Annotated in this window: 18 protein-coding genes and 1 pseudogene; 8 read left to right on the forward strand and 11 right to left on the reverse strand. The window is 64.6% G+C overall.

The window, feature by feature from the left end:
- Window positions 1-52: 52 nt before the first annotated feature.
- Together FYJ92_RS04165 and FYJ92_RS04170 are read right to left on the reverse strand one after the other, a co-directional pair.
- The gene (locus tag FYJ92_RS04165; protein ID WP_185262734.1) at window positions 53-2,488 is read right to left on the reverse strand and encodes a hypothetical protein; all 2,436 of its coding nucleotides are present in this window, start codon (window positions 2,486-2,488) and stop codon (window positions 53-55) included.
- Between the two features lie 33 nt (window positions 2,489-2,521).
- A complete protein-coding gene (locus FYJ92_RS04170; protein WP_185262735.1) occupies window positions 2,522-3,223 on the reverse strand; it encodes a peptidoglycan-binding protein in 702 nt (233 codons plus the stop codon).
- 176 nt (window positions 3,224-3,399) lie between these two features.
- Between FYJ92_RS04170 and FYJ92_RS04175 the strand changes: the two genes are divergently transcribed.
- From FYJ92_RS04175 to FYJ92_RS04185, 3 genes are all read left to right on the forward strand, one after another.
- The gene (locus FYJ92_RS04175) at window positions 3,400-3,789 is read left to right on the forward strand and encodes a VOC family protein (protein ID WP_185262736.1); all 390 of its coding nucleotides are present in this window, start codon (window positions 3,400-3,402) and stop codon (window positions 3,787-3,789) included.
- A 51-nt stretch (window positions 3,790-3,840) separates the two neighbouring features.
- Window positions 3,841-3,993, forward strand: coding sequence for an LPXTG cell wall anchor domain-containing protein (locus FYJ92_RS04180; RefSeq protein ID WP_185262737.1), 153 nt, complete (start codon window positions 3,841-3,843; stop codon window positions 3,991-3,993).
- A 62-nt stretch (window positions 3,994-4,055) separates the two neighbouring features.
- Window positions 4,056-5,378: an alpha-amylase family protein gene (locus tag FYJ92_RS04185; protein ID WP_185262738.1), complete on the forward strand. Its 1,323-nt coding sequence runs from the start codon at window positions 4,056-4,058 to the stop codon at window positions 5,376-5,378.
- Window positions 5,379-5,421: 43 nt separating this feature from the next.
- Here FYJ92_RS04185 and FYJ92_RS04190 read toward each other — a convergent pair.
- A pseudogene (locus FYJ92_RS04190) lies at window positions 5,422-5,687 on the reverse strand (dihydrofolate reductase family protein); the annotation flags it as partial.
- A gap of 85 nt (window positions 5,688-5,772) precedes the next feature.
- Here FYJ92_RS04190 and FYJ92_RS04195 point away from each other — a divergent pair.
- A complete protein-coding gene (locus FYJ92_RS04195; RefSeq protein ID WP_156380336.1) occupies window positions 5,773-5,916 on the forward strand; it encodes a hypothetical protein in 144 nt (47 codons plus the stop codon).
- Window positions 5,917-6,384: 468 nt separating this feature from the next.
- Here FYJ92_RS04195 and FYJ92_RS04200 read toward each other — a convergent pair whose 3' ends face one another.
- Both FYJ92_RS04200 and FYJ92_RS04205 read right to left on the reverse strand, forming a co-directional pair.
- Window positions 6,385-6,546: a hypothetical protein gene (locus FYJ92_RS04200; RefSeq protein ID WP_185262739.1), complete on the reverse strand. Its 162-nt coding sequence runs from the start codon at window positions 6,544-6,546 to the stop codon at window positions 6,385-6,387.
- 59 nt (window positions 6,547-6,605) lie between these two features.
- Window positions 6,606-7,358 carry a metalloregulator ArsR/SmtB family transcription factor gene (locus tag FYJ92_RS04205; RefSeq protein ID WP_185262740.1) on the reverse strand — a complete coding sequence of 251 codons (753 nt, stop codon included), beginning with the start codon at window positions 7,356-7,358 and terminating at the stop codon, window positions 6,606-6,608.
- A 29-nt stretch (window positions 7,359-7,387) separates the two neighbouring features.
- On the opposite strand from FYJ92_RS04205, the gene FYJ92_RS04210 reads away from it, so the two are divergent.
- Both FYJ92_RS04210 and FYJ92_RS04215 read left to right on the forward strand, forming a co-directional pair.
- Entirely contained in the window at window positions 7,388-7,747 is a 360-nt protein-coding gene (locus FYJ92_RS04210; protein ID WP_185262741.1) for an excalibur calcium-binding domain-containing protein, read from the forward strand.
- 388 nt (window positions 7,748-8,135) lie between these two features.
- Window positions 8,136-8,801, forward strand: a complete 666-nt coding sequence (locus FYJ92_RS04215) for a hypothetical protein (RefSeq protein WP_185262742.1) — start codon at window positions 8,136-8,138, stop codon at window positions 8,799-8,801.
- Window positions 8,802-8,883: 82 nt separating this feature from the next.
- On the opposite strand, the gene FYJ92_RS04220 is transcribed toward FYJ92_RS04215, so the two are convergent.
- Genes FYJ92_RS04220 through pxpA form a run of 5 tightly spaced genes read right to left on the reverse strand, consistent with a single transcriptional unit; the run spans window position 8,884 to window position 13,144 of the window.
- Window positions 8,884-9,867, reverse strand: coding sequence for a biotin-dependent carboxyltransferase family protein (locus FYJ92_RS04220; protein ID WP_185262743.1), 984 nt, complete (start codon window positions 9,865-9,867; stop codon window positions 8,884-8,886).
- The gene (locus tag FYJ92_RS04225) at window positions 9,857-10,762 is read right to left on the reverse strand and encodes an allophanate hydrolase subunit 1 (RefSeq protein ID WP_219729683.1); all 906 of its coding nucleotides are present in this window, start codon (window positions 10,760-10,762) and stop codon (window positions 9,857-9,859) included. The genes FYJ92_RS04220 and FYJ92_RS04225 overlap by 11 nt, the downstream gene beginning before the upstream one ends.
- Entirely contained in the window at window positions 10,759-12,111 is a 1,353-nt protein-coding gene (locus tag FYJ92_RS04230; protein WP_185262744.1) for an acetyl/propionyl/methylcrotonyl-CoA carboxylase subunit alpha, read from the reverse strand. Before FYJ92_RS04230 ends, FYJ92_RS04225 begins: the two co-directional genes overlap by 4 nt.
- 2 nt (window positions 12,112-12,113) lie before the next feature.
- A complete protein-coding gene (locus FYJ92_RS04235) occupies window positions 12,114-12,353 on the reverse strand; it encodes an acetyl-CoA carboxylase (protein WP_185262745.1) in 240 nt (79 codons plus the stop codon).
- A 35-nt stretch (window positions 12,354-12,388) separates the two neighbouring features.
- A complete protein-coding gene (gene pxpA / locus FYJ92_RS04240; RefSeq protein ID WP_185262746.1) occupies window positions 12,389-13,144 on the reverse strand; it encodes a 5-oxoprolinase subunit PxpA in 756 nt (251 codons plus the stop codon).
- 69 nt (window positions 13,145-13,213) lie between these two features.
- On the opposite strand from pxpA, the gene FYJ92_RS04245 reads away from it, so the two are divergent.
- Window positions 13,214-14,710 carry a PucR family transcriptional regulator gene (locus tag FYJ92_RS04245; RefSeq protein WP_255482300.1) on the forward strand — a complete coding sequence of 499 codons (1,497 nt, stop codon included), beginning with the start codon at window positions 13,214-13,216 and terminating at the stop codon, window positions 14,708-14,710.
- A 61-nt stretch (window positions 14,711-14,771) separates the two neighbouring features.
- On the opposite strand, the gene FYJ92_RS04250 is transcribed toward FYJ92_RS04245, so the two are convergent.
- Complete coding sequence (locus tag FYJ92_RS04250) at window positions 14,772-15,812, reverse strand: LacI family DNA-binding transcriptional regulator (RefSeq protein ID WP_185262748.1); 1,041 nt, start codon at window positions 15,810-15,812, stop codon at window positions 14,772-14,774.
- A 285-nt stretch (window positions 15,813-16,097) separates the two neighbouring features.
- Between FYJ92_RS04250 and FYJ92_RS04255 the strand changes: the two genes are divergently transcribed.
- A complete protein-coding gene (locus FYJ92_RS04255; RefSeq protein WP_185262749.1) occupies window positions 16,098-17,117 on the forward strand; it encodes an asparaginase in 1,020 nt (339 codons plus the stop codon).
- The last annotated feature ends 45 nt before the right edge of the window (window positions 17,118-17,162 follow it).

Here is a 17,162-nt window from a genome sequence, read left to right on the forward strand (position 1 = left end):
CCGCGTTGTGTCCGCGGAGTGACGTGCGCCTGAACTTCCGATCCAGCCTGTATCACCCCGCGGTTGTGGTCGGAACTGGCGTGGGGGCGACCGGTGCTGGTTGGGTCGGCTCCGTGGTGGGAGCTACTTGCGCTGGGCTGCTTTCCGGTGCCGCCCCGCCGGTGGCAGGCGCCGGGGGAGGGGACGCCGGCGTCGTCGTTCCGGACGGCAAGGATGCCGGGGCGGTGGTGCCCGACGTGGGCGCGGCGCTTGATCCGGCCGTTGGGCCAGGTGACGGGGTGGTTGTGGGCGGCGTCGTGGAGGTGCCGGTTCCCTTTGCGGCGCTGGGATCGCTTTGGATGATCTCCTTGATCTGTTCCTTGAACGCGGTAAGGCGCCCCTGGATTTCGGACAGGGGGACGTTCTGGAGGTTCCGCCCGAACTCGGCAATGTCGGCCCATAGAGCGTTGAGCCTGGCCGTTCCGCCGTCGCTCAGCGGCCCGTCGAGCGTGAGAACGAGTTGACTGGCCAGTGCGTATGTCAGGCAGCGGAGGCAGTTGTAGTTAGCGGCTGCGGACAGATTCTCCGGCACGATCACATTGGCCTGACCCACGATGAGCACCACCTGGAAGCCCACGGCCACGGCGGCGCAGTCGGCGCAGCTGGCGAACGCGTAGGCCTCGTTGGTGGTGTCCACGGGTTCGCCGTCTACGGCCCACACCAGCGCGAAGGCGACGTCGTAGACCACGGAGCCGTCCGTGGTGTTCACCGCCAGAGCCTGGTTCCCGTCCTGCTCCGGGGCGGCGGGCTGGTTGAACGGGAATACCCACGACGGCGCCGCGGCGGAACCGGCCGTCGTGCCGGGCGCTGTCCCGGCCCCCGCAGGAGCGCTGCGGGGCACCAGGACCGTGCTGAGCTGCGGGTTTTCCCGCGTCGGCTTCGCTGCTCCTGCGGGCAACAGGGCCACCGTCTTCCCGGTCCCGCCTTCCCGCAGGGCGGAGTACGCCGCCGTCGGAAATACGGCTGTGGTGACGTCGGCCAAAGTGCCGCGTTCGTACGGCTGCACCGGCCGGTAGGTGTCTGCTCCGGGCCACCAGGCCCAGGCCAGCCCGGCGGTCACCGCTGCGATGGCGGCCATCGCTACGGCCCGCTGCAGCGTCTTGCCGCGGGTCCGCTGCCAAAGTCCGGTGGTCAGCTGCCGGACCAACCGGAGCAGGATGTAGCCAACGCCCAGGATAGGAAGTACGACGGCGGCGATCGCCAGGGTGCGCACCGCGGCTCCGGCGATGTCCCCGGCCGCCAGGCTTTCGGACAATTCCGACTGCTGTTTCAGGACGCTGGCCCATGCCGTGCCCAGGAGCCGCGGCAGCGAGAGGACCATCATGACCAGGCTAAGTACCAGCAGTGGCACCGTGACCAGCACCCAGACCGTGACCACTGCCCGTGCCCATGGCTTGAGCGCCTGGGCTGCGGGGTCCGTCCGGCGCCACGGCAGCAGCCCCAGCAGGGTCGGTTTGATGCGCTGGAAGAGGTCCGGAACACCGGTGGCGTCGGCCAGGATGTGGTAACCGTCAAACCGCACCAACGGAAGCAGCTGCCGGATCATCTGGAGAATTTGGGTGACCACCACCAGCAACAGGGCGTCAAAGCCGGTGGCCCACCAGACACCCATGATGGCCACGGCCACCATCGCGTTGAAGTACAGCCCGCCCAGGTCGGTGCGGAGCCTGCCGCCCCGGCCCAAGCGGTAGGAGTCGGTGACATCGGTGAAAAACGCGGGCCAGATCAGGTAGAGGCCGGCGCCCATGGCTCCCGGTGTTGCGCCGCCACGGCGTGCGGCGGCAGCGTGGCCGAACTCGTGGAAACCCGCGGACAGGACAGTCACGGCCAGGACCAGCAGCACAAGGGCCGGGTTGGCGAACGCGTCGTGGGTTGCGGAGGCGAGGCCCTTGACCATGAGCACCCACCAGCACGCGGCGATGAAGGCTACGCACACAGCCGCCACGATGAGCGGGTTGAAGAGCACCGCGAACGGAGCCGTGAGCTTGCGGGTACGCTCCGGATCCGTCACGGTGTAGCGGAAGCGCATGCCCAGCAAGGGGTCGGCTTTCTTCACCTCTGGCTGTGAACCGTCGGCCAGCCGGAGCAGCCCCAGCGGCAGGAGCTGGGATGTGATCAGTGTGCGGACGTTGTCCGCGCTGACCAACTTTCCGAAGCGGGCGCTGGCGTGGGCGGCGATCTGCTCTGTGGTCCGCTGGCCGTCTGTTGCCTCCAGCACCAGGTACAGCAGGCGTGTCAGCTGGATGGCCTGGCCATCTGCCCTGCGGACCAGCGAGGGCGGCTCACGATATCCCGAACCCTTCGGTTCACCGAGCAGTTCAACGCCATGGGCCCGCGCGGGAACGTCGGGCAGGCGGGAGGCCGGCGGGCCGACGCCTATAGCCGTAGCGGGGGCAGGAGAAGCCGGCGGGCCGTCCATCCTGGGCGGCCCGCCGTGCACTGTACTCATCTAGGTGTGCTCACGTGGGAGGTGGCGTCCGGACTACTGCCGGAGATCGGACTGCTGGTCGGCGGAGGCGGTGGCTTCGCCGTCGATGTGCTGGCTGATGATGGCGTCCTGCTGGGCCACGGCGAAAGCGTTGCTGTCGATGGAGCCGATGTTCGCCGCAACGGCCGCGTCGATCGGTGCGGCAACGTTGGCGTTGGCAGCAACGGCGCCGTTGATCGGGGCCGCGATGTCCGCCTGGGCGGCAAGGTCCACATTGACGTTCAGGAGGTTTCCGTCCAGGGCCGCGGAAGGATCCACCGGCAGGGCGCCGACATCTGAAGCGGGATCTCCGGGCAGGAGGCCGCCGTCGGCGGTGCCGCCTGCGGGGGTGCTGCTGTCCGCGGTTCCGTCCCCATCGGCGGCCGGGTCGGCGCCCTGGTCAATGGTGCTGTCCTGGGTGGAGTCGGCTGTGGCATCCGCGGTGATGCCCTGGTCGATGATGACTCCCTGGTCAGCAAGGGCCTGGGCCTGGGATCCGAAGGAGAGGATGTTGGCGGAGGCAGCCGCGTCGATCGGGGCTGCGACGTTGGCATTGGCCGCGACTGCGAGATCGATGGGTGCCGCGGCGTTGATGCCCAGGTCCAAATCAGCATTCAGGTCCAGGACGGAGGCCACTTCCTTGTCGGGGAGCGCCGTGCCGCCTTGTGCCATCAGTTCTTCGTCGCTCAGCGGGTTTAGTCCCTGTTCAGTGCTCATGCGAAACTCCATCTCCGGCACGGTCGTCGCTGCCCCCAGTGAGCAGTTACTACACCGATGTGCCTAATGCCCGTCAATAGTAAGCATGGTGATCATATTTCGGCATCCCTGGGCGAAGCAAAAACTATTGAGTTTTCGTTGCGCACAGTACATCCGGCGGCGGTACTGTGAGGCGCATGGAGATGCGCCTTGAAGTTGTCCAGGTACCTGTGACCGATGTTGACAGGTCGAAGTCGTTCTATACGGAGAAGCTGGGCTTTGTCCTGGACCACGATGTGGAGCACATCCCGGGAATGCGAGTGGTGCAGCTGACGCCACCGGGTTCGGCCGCCTCGATAGTCATTGGTACTGGAATGACGAGCATGACGCCGGGCAGCCTCGAGGGCCTGCAGCTTGTGGTGTCCGACATTGGCGGGGTCCGGGCCGAGCTCGTCCGCCTGGGCGCCGAGGTCAGCGAAATACAGGACATGGGCGGAGTGCAGTTTGCGTACTTTGCTGACCCAGATGGCAACCGCTGGGTCATCCAGGGCGCAACACCATCGGCCGTCAGGGACGCACACCTCTGATCGGGGCCGTGTCGCAGACGGCCGGTACCGGCGGGGGCGTAGGATGCCGCTATGGGACTAATAATTGGGCTTCTGGTCATCTGGCTTGTTCTGTCGATCGTGGGCTTTGCCGTGAAGGGCCTCATTTGGCTGGCAATCATCGGCCTCATCCTGTTCGTCGCGACGGGCGTGTGGGGCTGGGTCAAGCGGAAGGCCAACGCCTGACGAAGGGGATTACGCGGACCTACCTCGAAAGGGGTGGGTCATCCGTGAAGGGCATCAGCGCCATGAACGAACCTCACTGGGTCCAGCACGCCATCTGGTGGCAGGTCTATCCCCTCGGCTTCGTGGGCGCGGAGAAGACCGCGACGCCGGAACCCGCCGCTGACCACCGGTTGCTGGACCTTGTCCCGTGGCTGGACTACGCGGTGGAACTCGGGGCGTCGGGGCTGGCCCTCGGCCCCATCTTCGCGTCGGAGACGCACGGGTACGACACCACGGATTACTTCCGGATCGATCCCCGGCTCGGATCCGAGCAGGACTTCGACACCCTGGTGGCAGAGGCACACCGCCGCGGACTGCGCATACTGCTCGACGGCGTCTTCAACCACACCGGGCGCTCCTTTGCGCCGTTCCAAAATGTCCTCGTACGCGGGCCGGAGGCGGACACCGCCTCGTGGTTCTCGCTGGAGTGGCCCGAGGGTGCTGCTCCCGGCGTCGAACCCGCTTACCGCGACTTCGAAGGCCACCATCACCTCGTGGCGCTCAACCATGACGAGCCAGCTGTCGCCGATTTCGTTGTAGAGGTCATGGAGCACTGGCTGCGCCGGGGTGCGGACGGCTGGCGACTCGACGCCGCCTATGCTGTCCCGTCGTCGTTCTGGGCCCCGGTCACCGAGCGCGTCCGGTCATCCCATCCTGACGCGTACTTCGTGGGCGAGTACATCCACGGCGACTATGCAGCGGAGGTCCGGTCCGGCGGACTCGATTCCGCCACGCAATACGAGCTCTGGAAGGCTGTCTGGAGTTCGCTCAACGACGCGAACTTCTTCGAACTCGCAGCCGCGTTCGAACGACACAACGCACTCCTGGGCTCCTACGCACCGCTCACCTTCATCGGCAACCACGACGTCACCCGGATCGCGAGCAAGCTCACCGACGCAGCACTGGTGCCGCACGCCGTCGTCGTCCTGCTCACGGTTGGCGGAACGCCGTCCATCTACTACGGCGACGAGCAAGGCTACCGGGGCGTCAAGGAGGACAGGGCAGGGGGCGACGACGACGTGAGGCCGCTCTTCCCGTCCTCCCCCGACCAGCTCTCAGCCCTGGGAGGACCCATCTTCGCAGTGCACCAGGAGCTCATCGGGGTGCGGAGACGGAACCCATGGCTGCACCGTGCCACCACGGACGTCCTCCAGCTCTCCAACGAGGTGCTTGCATACCGCATCGCCGTTGACGCAGATGCGCTTGTGGTCGCACTGAACCTCTCGCACGACACCCAGCGGATCAGCGCCGCAGGAGCCACCGCCGTCGTCGCCGGACAGGCGACCGTCGATGTCGGTGCGGACGCCGTCCTCGTGCCGCCGCGGGGATGGGCCGTCCTGGGCTAAGACGGTTGCGAGAGGCCGCTCAATCTAAGGTTGCGGCCGCCTTTCAGCGGACCACTCGATACCGCACGTGCGTCACGAGGCCGGTGCCGCTCACTTCCGTCGGCTCAAGCGTGACGTTCCCGACGCCGTCGAGCAGCCGTTCGCCCGCTCCCAGGATCATGGGCGAGATGTGGAGCCGCAGTTCGTCCATCAGCCCGATTCGATCCCGTCGGTCACGAAGTTGAACGTGGTGCCGCCCTGCATCTCCAGGGGCTCGCGTGGGTGATGAGTGAGGACGAAAACGTGTGCGTGATACGGCGGCTCCTCGCCCAAGGGCTCCGCAGTGCTTTGGTTCGGCCATAGCTCCGCCGTGTCCTAGGATCAACTCCCGCCGCGGCGCACATATGCTCGATATATGGGCAAAAACCAGCACAGCGAGTTGGAAGGGCAGACCTCCATCAACGAGCTGCTCGACAAGCCCATCGGCGACACCCACATCCAGCTGGTGCTGCCCATCCATGTCCAACTCCGGCCAGGGGAATTCCGCCGCGTGTCCTGAAGCGGCGGAGAACTGCCGTAGAACGACGACGGCGGCGCTTGGGCGGGAGCCGACGGTCGCCACGAGGGCGGAGCGGACACGGCCAGTGCCAGTGGCGGTTATCGGGGGAAGCCTTTAGTGGCGGACCTTCCTGACTCTCAGGCCGCGTCGTGTCGCCGGAGTTCCAGTGTTCTGGTCCGCGATCCGGCGGAGACGGCGCGTGCGAATGCCGGTCCGGGCGTGGGCCTGGTCCATCGGTTGCGTTGGATGTATCGGCCTCGATGCGTTCCGCCGGTGCCGAGAGCGGAGAATGACAACTAGCGTCACGCCCAGCCAGGCGAACGCTGCCCCAATGACGAGAAAAACCGCCGGGATAGTGTCCATAATTAAGTCTAGATCCCAATCCGTAAGCGCACTTATTATTTTCGCCGCCTGAGGATTGCCCGCTCCCGGCAGGCCCTAAGTCAGCCGGACGGAGGGGCGGGTGTTTCATATCGAAGCCGCAAACGGCGGGCAATCAATGAATCCGTTGCGGACATAGAGGCGCCGTGCCGGAGCGAAATACTCATCGGTTCCCGTCTCAAGGCAGATGGGCTCGTAGTCTCGGCGTCGGGCTTCGTCCACGATGTGCATGAGCATGAGAGTGGCCATGCCCCGGCCGCGCGCACTGGTTGCTGTAACGGGACCAGGTGGCGCTGGCCGGAGCCGCCTCAGGTGTACATGAGGGAGCCCGGGGTGGTGAGCTTTTCGCCGGTTTCGAGCCAGGTTTTGAGGCCGGAAAGGATCATGGGCCAGCCGCCGTAGAGCTGGTCGTTGGCGCCTTCGCGGAGTTGGTCGTGGGTCACGGTGAGGTGGCAGGAGTCGCCTACGGGTTCGATCTCCCAGGTGATGCGGGAGGTGCCCTCGGCCTTGACGTCCTCGCCCCAGAGTGCGGTCATGGTTTGGACGAGCTTGCGCGGCGGGTCGACTTCGATGTTTTCGCCTTCGCCCAGGAGGCCGCCGGCCTTCGGGTTTCCCATCTCGAAGCGCCCCCCGGGAGTCCAGTCGGACGTGACGGTGTTCCCGAACTGGTACTTGCCGCGGATCTCGCTGTCCGTGATGGCTTCCCAAAGCCGTTCCGGGGTGGTCTTGATGTAGATTTCGAAGATCTTTTCCATGGGATTTTCCAATCTGGTTTTGAGGTCGCTGAGGGCAGCGGCCCATGGTTGTGCATATTTGCTGACCCAGCGGTCGTGGACCAGGCGAATGGGCACCGGATTGAGGAAATGGAGTTTCTCCCGGCCCCGACGGCGGGTGACCACCAGGCCTGCTTCCTCCAGCAGTTTGAGGTGCTTCATGACCCCGTAGCGGGTCATCTCGAAACGGGCCTCGAGTGCGTGCAGGGTCTGCCCGTCATCCCGGAAGAGCTCATCGAGCAGGTCCCGGCGGGTGGGGTCAGCGAGGGCTTTGAATACGGCGTCCACTGTTCAAGAATAGGTGACTGAATGGTCACATGTCTAGGGTTGCGTCAGCGCATCCGGATATTTGCAGGAGCTGTTGTCACATTGCCTGTAAGTGGTCCGACGTGCGGCCTTCTCCGGAAGGCAAATTCCAGAACTCTATATCGGTTTCTCCCAAGAAGGCTGCGGCAGATCAGGCAGCCGCGCAGGCAGCGAAGCCAGCTCCAGTAGCCCCTGCACCGGCTCCTGCTCCGGCGCCCGCACCAGCGCCCGCAGTCAAGGCGCCGGCTGCCGTCTCTTACGCGAACTGCGCAGCTGTGCGAGCAGCAGGTGCGGCGCCAATCTATGCCGGTACACCGGGATATGGGAAGCATCTTGACCGGGACGGCGACGGCATCGGCTGCGAAAAGTAGGCGGATCGGAAGCTTGTGCCGTGGATACCTTCACTTTTAGGAGGGTTATCCGCGGCACCTCCTTTTCGCGGTTCCCCGGCCTCTTCTCCCTCATGGCGGCGATCGCGGCCGTCCATGACGAGAGCGAGACGTGGTCCCACACTGACTGGCAGGAGATCCTGGGGCTGTACGACCTGCTGATCGACACGTGGCCCTCGCCTGTTATCCAGCTCAACCGGGCCATAGCCCTTGGCTTCGCGGTGGGATCCACGGAGGGACTGGCGGAGCTGGATGCGCTCGGAGCCGAGCCCCAGCTGGCCCGTAGCTGGGCAATCGAGTGCCGCGGGAGAGTACGACGGCGGCACGCCTTTTCGGTACGGCGGAGCGGGGGCAATGGGAGGATGAGTCCGTGGACCAATTCTTTGACTTCCTTCGCCACTACTGGTGGCTCGTCTTCCCTCTCAGCGGAGTGGCCGGAGGGTGGGCAAGGCAGTGGTCCAAGGCCAGCGAACGCCGGCACCGTCGCCGTCTGGAGCTGTACAAGCTCAAGAACCAGGCGGTGCAGGCCGAACAAGCCAGCCAGGCCCAGGTCGCCGCCCTGATGGCAGCGCACGACGCCGTGAACCGGCGGTGGCTGGACTATGAGCTTGACGTGGGGAAACTTATCGACTTCCCGGTCATGACGGATGTACGGGAACCTCTTACTGTCGCATTCCTCCGGGCGAAGAAAGCAGCGGACGGTTTGCGGCCGGCCAAGCCGGAGGAGATTACGACGGCGGCCCGGCTGGCTGAGTACCGGACGGCCGTCCACGGCTTCGAGCTGGCCTTCGACGTCGCAGAGCGCGAAGCCAAGCGGATCAAGGACAACAATTTCACAGGTCCCGAACGTCAGCGGCTGGCAACGGCCAGGAAGCTGCTCAACCTCGCCCTGGACAATGCCGCCACACCGGCGGAACGGCAAACCGCGTACAAGCGCGCCCGTCGGGAGCTGGATGGACTGATCGTCCTCCCCGAGGCCACGGTGGCGGCACTGGAAGAGAAGATTGCCAGGCAACTGGGTGGGCGGGCGGAGTAACGTGCAATATTCACCGTGCCACCCGGCTCCTGAGCCGCCATCAGGCCGGCACCACTACCACTTCCGGCCAGATCCCCTTTGTTCAGCAGTTTCCTAGGGATGCCCGTGCGTTCCTCTTGCGTTCGGCAAGTTCCGTGCGCGCCCCGAGTGCTTCGTCCTGGCTGACGGCGATGAACCTGGTGGACGTGCCGGGGGCGGCACGGGCCACCAGGTCCATGTCGGCACTGATGACCGTGCCCACCATGGCGTACCCGCCGCCGGAGACTGCATCGCGGTGCAGGATGATGGGTTGCGTACCGCCGGGAATCTGGATGGACCCGACGGCGTAGCCGGCATCCACAATGTTGGACGGATCGGAACCTGCCCCGAAAGGTTGGTCGCGTTCTTTCCACTTCACGCCGGGGCCGGAGTACCTCAGCCCCATCCGGTCAGCCACTGGGGTCACCTTCCACTCGCCGTTCAGAAGGTTGCCCAGTCCTTCGTCGGTGAGGCGGTGGTCGTATAGGCCGAGGACAATCCTGACAGCTTGTTCCTTCTCGAACACGGGACGGAATTCTTCCGGCACCTTGTCGGCATCAGGCAGGGCTCCGCCTTTCAGCGGCCTTCCTACGGGAATTCGGTCGCCTGCTTCCAGCTTGCGGCCGTGGAAGCCGCCGATTGCGCCCAGGCTGTAGGTGGACCTGCTGCCGAGGACCTCGGGAACATCGATGCCGCCCTGCACCGCGATGTAGTAGCGCGTGCCGCCCCGGATGACACCGAAGCTCAGTTCATCGCCGGCGTTCAGCTGCAGCCGGGACCATTGGGCCCGCGGTTCGCCGTTGATCTTGACCTCCACCGGGGCGCCGGTCACGGCGATGACGGCATCCTGGCTGGTGGTCAGGACCGGGCCCATGTAAGTGCATTCGAGGACGGCTTCCTTGGCGGTGTTTCCCACGAGCGCATTGCCGAGTTCGGCAGAGTACTGGTCCATGGACCCGCTCTGCGGGATGCCCACGTTGTAGTGGCCGGTGCGTCCCTGGTCCTGGACCGTGGTGGCGAGGCCGGGGGTCTTGATATCAAACGCCATTGAGGGCCTCCATGAGTTCCTGGTTGTAGGCTTCCGGATCCGCGAGTGCCTTGGACACGTCAAATGTCACGGGCGCTTGCCGGTAGCGGAACGTTCCCGCGGAGATCTCGGCCTGGATACTGTTGTATTCGTCCTCGGTGACGGGCTTGAACTTGACGATGTCGCCCGGCTTGAAGAACACCATGAAGTCCTTAAAGTCAGCCAAGGCCTGGGCCGGATCGAAGATCGGCGCGGCAGCGACTCCGAACATCTGGTAGCCGCCGGCTCCCCGCACGGAGTAGATGCACCCGAAGCAGCCGCCATGGCCCACTGTCAGCTTGGGGGTATCGGTGCGTGGACTCAAATACTTGGGTACTTCCAGTTGTTTCTCTCGTTCCACCAATTGGAAGAGGAACGGCAGGCCGGCGACGAACCCCACCATGGAAACAATCCATGGCTGCTCATGGTGGCGCTGGATGAATTCGGCGGCATCCTTGAGGTTGTTGACCCTGGCTGCGTAGTCAATGTCGGTGCCGTCGGGCTCCTGATGGAACCCTTCGCGGAAACGCTCTGCTACTTCGGCAGTGAACGGATCGTCATACCAGACCGGAACTTCGATGATCCGTGTGGCCAGGGCCTGATCCTGGTGGTGGGCCAGGTTTCCTTCAATCGTCCGGACGGTCTCCTCGAGGGCCGACGGCGGCAGTACGTCGGGATCGAACCTCACCAGCAGTGAAGCGTTGGCGGGACAGACATCGACGATACCGGGAAGGTTCATGCCTGAAAGCTTCGTGGCGATGGACATGACCCTGAAGTTCGCGGCAAGGCTCATGGACTCCGAGACCTCCACGAACAGGAATTCGTCGGCTCCCCAGGTGTAACGGGCCTCCAAAACAGCGGGTTCGGGGCTGCTCATTTTGCCTCCATCAGATCGTCGACGGTTTCAATGAATTTCGAGTGGTGCGTGACGGCCGCGAATTCGGGCCGGCCCAGCAGCTTCTTGTGCACGGGGATGGTGGTCTTGACCCCTTCGATGACCGTCCCGTCCAGGGCAACCAGCATGGCCTCAATGGCGGATTCGCGGGTGTCAGCATGGACAATCAGTTTGGCCAGCATGGAATCGTAGTACGGACTGACCGTGGAGCCGGCCTCCACGCCTGTGTCCACCCTGATGCCGCTGCCAGCGGGCCATTGCATGGCCTTGATGAGGCCAGGACTCGGGAAGAAGTTGTTGTCCGGGTCCTCGGCATTGATGCGGCACTCGATGGCATGGCCGCTGAACCGGATGTCATCCTGCCGGAGGGACATCGCTCCGGTGAACGCGATCAGCAGTTGTTCGCGGATCAGATCGACGCCGGTGATTTGCTCGGTGATCGGGTGCTCAACCTGAATTCGTGTGTTCATTTCAATGAAGGCGGCTTCATGGTTGACCGGGTCATAGAGGAATTCGACCGTTCCGGCGCCGCTGTAGCCGCATTCCCGGGCCAGTTCAACGGAGGATTCCCGGATGGTCCGTCGGATGCTGTCCGGGAGGTCCGGCGCCGGGGCTTCCTCAATGACTTTCTGTGAGCGACGTTGCATGGAGCAGTCGCGGTCACCGAGATGGATGAAGTTTTTCCCGTCCCCTAGCACCTGGACCTCGACATGCCGGGCATGCTGCACAAAGCGTTCCAGGTAAACCGTGGGATCGCCGAAGACGGATGCCGCCTCGCCTCGCGCCATCTCGATTGTCTCCAGCAACCCGCCTTCGCTGTGCACAAAGCGGATGCCCCGGCCGCCGCCGCCGGCGGAGGCCTTGACGACCAGCGGATAGCCGACGCCGCGAGCCACGTCAACGGCATCGGCTGCGGGATCGAGGGGGCCGTCCGAGCCGCGGAGTACGGGTACGCCCGCCTTCCGGGCGGATTCCCTTGCCATGGATTTGTTGCCCATCATCTCTATGGCGTCGGCGTCCGGCCCTACCCAGATCAGGCCAGCATCTGCGATCTTCCGGGCGAATACGGCATTCTCGGAAAGGAACCCGTAGCCCGGGTGGACGGCATCGCAGCTGTTGTCCAAAGCCGCTGCGAGGATGGCGTCCTGGTTCAAGTAGCTGGCGGTGGCAGGAGCCGGTCCCACCACGATGACCTTGTCAGCGGAACGGGCGGCCAAGGAATCAGCATCGGGTTCGCTGGCCACCAGGAGCGTCTCGATACCCATGTGCCGGGCGGTCCGCGCAATTCGCACGGCGATCTCGCCGCGGTTGGCGATCAGTAGTTTCTTCATGGCTATCCCTCCCGGACGACGACGATTGCATCGCCCGGGTTAACCATGTCGCCCTCGTTAACTTCGAACGACTCCAGGGTCCCGGCCACATCAGACTGGATTTCGGTGAACTGTTTCATGATTTCGATGATGCCCAGGGTCTGTCCGACCTCGATGGTGTCGCCTTCATTGGCGAAGGGCGGCTTGCCCGGGCCGGGCTTGCGGTAGAAGATGCCGGGGAGCGGGGAAACGATGGTTGCCACGGGTTGCTCTCTTTCAGAAGGTTGGATAGCTCGGTTCAGCCCAGTGCGGCGCGCACGGCCGTGGCCACTGCAACAGAGTTGGGTGCGTCGGAGTGGACGCAGATGCTTCGGAACGGGATGTCCAGTTCGGTGCCGTCAACAGCAAGGACTGGCTTGCCGGCCAAAGCCCGGCCGACGCGCTCGGCCGCGGCGTCGGGGTCAGTGGGAGCCGGCCGGCGCTGGATCAGCAGTTCACCGCCCGAACCGTAATTGAGGTCGACATAGAGTTCCGGCACGAATTCCACCCCCATGGCCCGGCACACGGTTTCGTGGATGGTTCCCGCCAGCCCGAAAAAGGGAACGCCGAACTGCGCGGCGGTTCCAGCGGCGGCCTGCATCAGTTCCTCATCTCCGGCCAGCATGCCGTAGAGGGCGCCGTGGGGTTTGATGTGGTTCAGTTCAAGCCCGTGCTTGCCGAGAAAAGCCGTCAGGGCTCCGGTCTGGTAGAGGATGATCGATTCGACCTCAGCCGGGGTCAGGACCATCCGACGGCGCCCGAATCCCACGACGTCGGGGAGGCCGGGGTGCGCCCCGACTGCCACCCCATGCTCGGCGGCCAGCGCCACGGTCCGGTTCATAACGTCCGGATCGCCGGCGTGGTAGCCGCAGGCCACGTTGGCGACGTCGATGATGCGCATGAGTTCTGCGTCGTGGCCGAACTCGTGGAGGCCAAGGCCTTCACCCATATCGGAGTTCAAGAGCACTCGCCCTTGAGCGTGCGTAAGAGTGTCGGGAGTCACGGTGGTTTGCATGGGTGCTACGCTACCGAGCCTTTTGAACTCCGGATATTGTGCAGCTCGCTGAATTTCAAGGCATGAATTATGGTTATTGCACTGTCCAGCTGGCGACGCCCGCCGTACTTGGAGGCTACCTTGCGTATCTCAGACTTAGTTGATGACGCCGACCTCAGTATCCGCCTCCGCGTTACGGGTGGTGAAGGTCGTCTGGTTCGACCTATCACCTGGTGCGCCCCGACCGAGCATATGGACCCCACGCCCTTCCTCAGCGTGAATGCCCTTGTATTGACCAACGGAATGGGCCTGAACGTCAAGGACTTCAGGATCTGGGACGCTTATGTGGAACGGCTGATGTCCGTGCCAGTTTCCGGACTGGCCTTCGGGCTGGGTGCCGCGCACCGCGAACTGCCGCCCGGGCTGATCCAGGCATGCGAGGCGCACGGCCTGCCACTGCTGGAGCTCCCGCCGGAAGTGCCCTTCGTGCTGATCATGCGGCACGTGGAGCAAGCCATCGCCGCCGAGCGCTATGAGGAACTCCGGAAGGGTTGGGCGCTGGCAGATGAGTGCACCCGGTTGGCCGCTGACGGGCATTCCCTGGCCGAAGTTCTGGGGCGGGTGGCTGACGCCGTCGGAGCGAGGGTGGCCGTGGTGGATCACAATGAGTTCGAGCTCGTCTCCGCGGGCGCGGCTCACGGCGGGACGGCGCGGACGGTCTTGCGACTGCCCAGCGGTGCATCCGAGCAGTTCCGGCTTGCCATCCAAGGCATTAAGAGCGACATCGTGCTGCAGCCCATTCTTGGGCCTGTTGCTGCTGTCATCGCTATGCAGCTGAGCTACACCCTTGGTTCGCATTCACCCCTGCATTCGCGCGAAGCTGCCCGCTTTATGGAGGCGCTCTACGAGGACCGCGGCGAGCCGTCCGTACCCCTGCGCCGCTATGCCCTTGAGTCCGGTTTTGATCCTGACGGTGACTGGGAAGCGGTGCTCATCGGCAGTTCAAGCGAGGTGGCTCCCGCCAAACTGCGCGCCGTCGCGTGGCGCGCACGGGTGGGGCTGCAGGACGCTTTCAGCACGGTGCGCTTCATGGAAGAAGCCGGGCTCACCACCCTGCTGCTGCAGCACGGGCAGGAAACGGCTGAGCTGATCGATGCTACGCGGGGTTTTTTTACGGACGCACCCGAGCTGTCCGTCATCGTCTCGGAACCTCTGAGCCTCAGTGAACTGCCGCTGGCTCTGCAGCTTGCCCGCCGCAACGTGGGACGGCCCGGCGTGCGGCAGGCGCCAGTGGCCGACCTCACCGGCATTGTGCAAGGGCTGCCCGGCCCGGGCCTGCTGGCAATGTGCCAGCGGCTGCTAGCCCCGTTGGCCTCCGAAGGCGGCAGTGCTCTACGGGAGACGTTCGACGCTTACCTGCGCCACAGCGGGAATTCGGCGAAGATCTGTGACGAGCTCTTCATCCACAGAAATACGCTCAGCTACAGGCTGCGGAAAGTCGAGGAGCTTCTCAAACTGGACTTGTCCGACGGCGAAGTCCGCGCCACATGCTTGCTCGCCTTAGGGATCGTCGCGGCTTCGCGTTGAGGAAAAGCAGCGGGGGAGTCGCGCTCGGGAACTCGTGCTGAGGAAATCTCCACGGCGAATATCATCTCTTGTTCTCTTGGGCGCTGCTCTCCCGCACGCGGAGGGTCGGTTCCAGTCTGACCGGCTCGACGATTTCGCCATCCAGCACGCGTTTCAGGAGTTGCACCGCCGTCCGCCCGATATCCAGCATGGGCGAGACGACCGAGGACAGGGGGATGGGAAGCTCCGCGGCCAGGGAGGTGTCATTAAAACCAACCACTGCCACGTCGTCGCCGACTGTGAGGCCATGGGAGCGCAGTGCCCCCATCGCACCGATCGCCGCAAAGTCGTTGACGGCGAACAGCGCGGTCGGATGGGGTTTGCATTGAGTCAGGATATCCTCGGCCGCTTGCCGTCCTCCGGCGGTATCGAACCGGGACCAGACCACAGCGTTCCGGGGAATTTTTCCCCCCAGGGAACGCCAGCGGTTCACGAAGCCGGCCGTCCGGTCAACGGCGGTGCTTGCGTAGGGCTCGCCGGCGATCACAGCGACTTTCCGGTGTCCCTTGCTCCACAGGTGGTCAGCGACAAGCTCGCCGCCAAGGACGTCGTCGCAGGTGGCGGACGGGTAGCCCGGAACGTGGCGGTTCATGAGTACGAATGGCACCGTCCGAAGCGTCAACTCCCGCAACAGGCCAGTGTCCAGATGTGCATCACCGATGATCAGCCCGTCCACGCGCCGGGCGAGCATGGTATCCGCCTTCCGCCGTTGCTCCTCCGGGTCGTCGCGGGAGTTCATGACAAACGTCGAATAGCCCAGCTCCGCCGCCGCCTCGTCTATGCCCTCATACATGATTGCCAGGACGAGGTCCGAAAGCCGGGGCACGATGACGCCCATGAGGCGAGTGCGCCGCGTCCGCAGACCGGCGGCTTGGGGGTCCGGGGAATATCCCCGTTTCCTTGCCAGCTCCCGGACGCGTTCTGCCGTGGCAACGGAGGCTGCCCCCCGCGCCACTTCGGAGCCAGAGTGAAGAATCCTGGACACGGTCGAGGGGTGGATGCCAAGCTCGATCGCGAGATCCTTCAAGGTGACTGTGCGGCCACCGGCCGTGGTCTCATTCATTGGTTCCCCTGCCTCACCCAAAAAGTCGTCACCACCAAGACTGCCCGATAACCTACAGATCTTTGATTTGGGCCCCCTTGACGTGCCGCACCTCACATTCTATAGTAATTTCACCGCCTACCCAATCGATTGGGTTGCTGGGGTTCTGTGCAGAAGCGGCGAGTGTTCACAGCTTCGAAACACCCGGGAGTATTTGCAGGAAACATCGTCAAGATAAATCTTTATCCCATAACCCAATCGATTGGGTATGCATCTGGCAACAGATGCAGGACAAACGGAGTGGAAATGACTGTCATAGATTCGGTTGGCCCCCATGTGGTGCTGTTGGCCACGGGAGGAACAATATCCTCCCGTGCGTCAAAGGCCGGGGGAGCCGCCGTGGCGTCGGACAGCGGGGAGCAGGTGTTCGCCAGCATGGGGGTACCGGCCTCGCATCCGGTCCGGGTGGTCGATGTTTTCCGGAAGGGTTCATATCTGCTGACTCTCGACGACATGATCGCCATTTGCGCCAGCATCAGGCAGGCTCTGGCCGACCCGCAGGTGCTGGGGGTCGTGGTCACCCACGGAACCGACACGATGGAGGAAACCGCCTATCTGGTTGACCTCACCCACGATGATCACCGCCCCGTGGTGTTCACCGGGGCGCAGGAGGCGGCAGACTCACCGAAACCGGACGGTCCGGCCAATCTGTCCCACGCGATCGCCGTCGCCGGTTCCCCGCAGTCCCGGGGGAAGGGCGTGCTGCTGGCATTCGCCGGAACCATCTTCCCGGCAGCCGGAGTCCGGAAGAGCCACACAACGAGGCTCGATGCTTTCGACAATCCGGATTTTGGAATCGCGGGATCGGTCTCCGACGCCGGGGATGTCAGGCTGCGGGCCGCGCGGGCAGGCCTTGCCCCGCTGCCATTGCCCGGCCCCGGGACCGGTTCCCCGCGCGTGGACCTCGTTGCTGCCTACCCCGGCGCGGATTCCACCCTCCTGCTGGCTTCCCTGCAGGCCGGGGCGGCAGGGGTTGTGCTCCAGGGGACGGGAACGGGCAACGCCAACCGCGCGCTGTGCCGGGACGTCGCTGACGCCACCGCGGCCGGCGTCGTGGTGGTGACGAGCACGCGGGTGGAGGCCGGCGCCGTCGTTCCCCGATACGGCGACGGCGGCGGTGCCGACCTGCGCGCTGCCGGTGCCATAGCGTCCGGGTTGCTAAGGCCATCCCAGTCGCTGGTCCTTCTCAGTCTCTTGCTCAGACTGGATACCCCCACCTCCCGCATTGCGGAAACCTTCGCCCGCCGGGGCGCGCGGCCTGACTAGTTTCAGCTGAAACCACACCCGCTCCACCAGAACCAACAACAAAAC

Origin of the sequence: Pseudarthrobacter sp. NBSH8, assembly GCF_014217545.1 — a bacterium.
GTDB lineage: Bacteria > Actinomycetota > Actinomycetes > Actinomycetales > Micrococcaceae > Arthrobacter.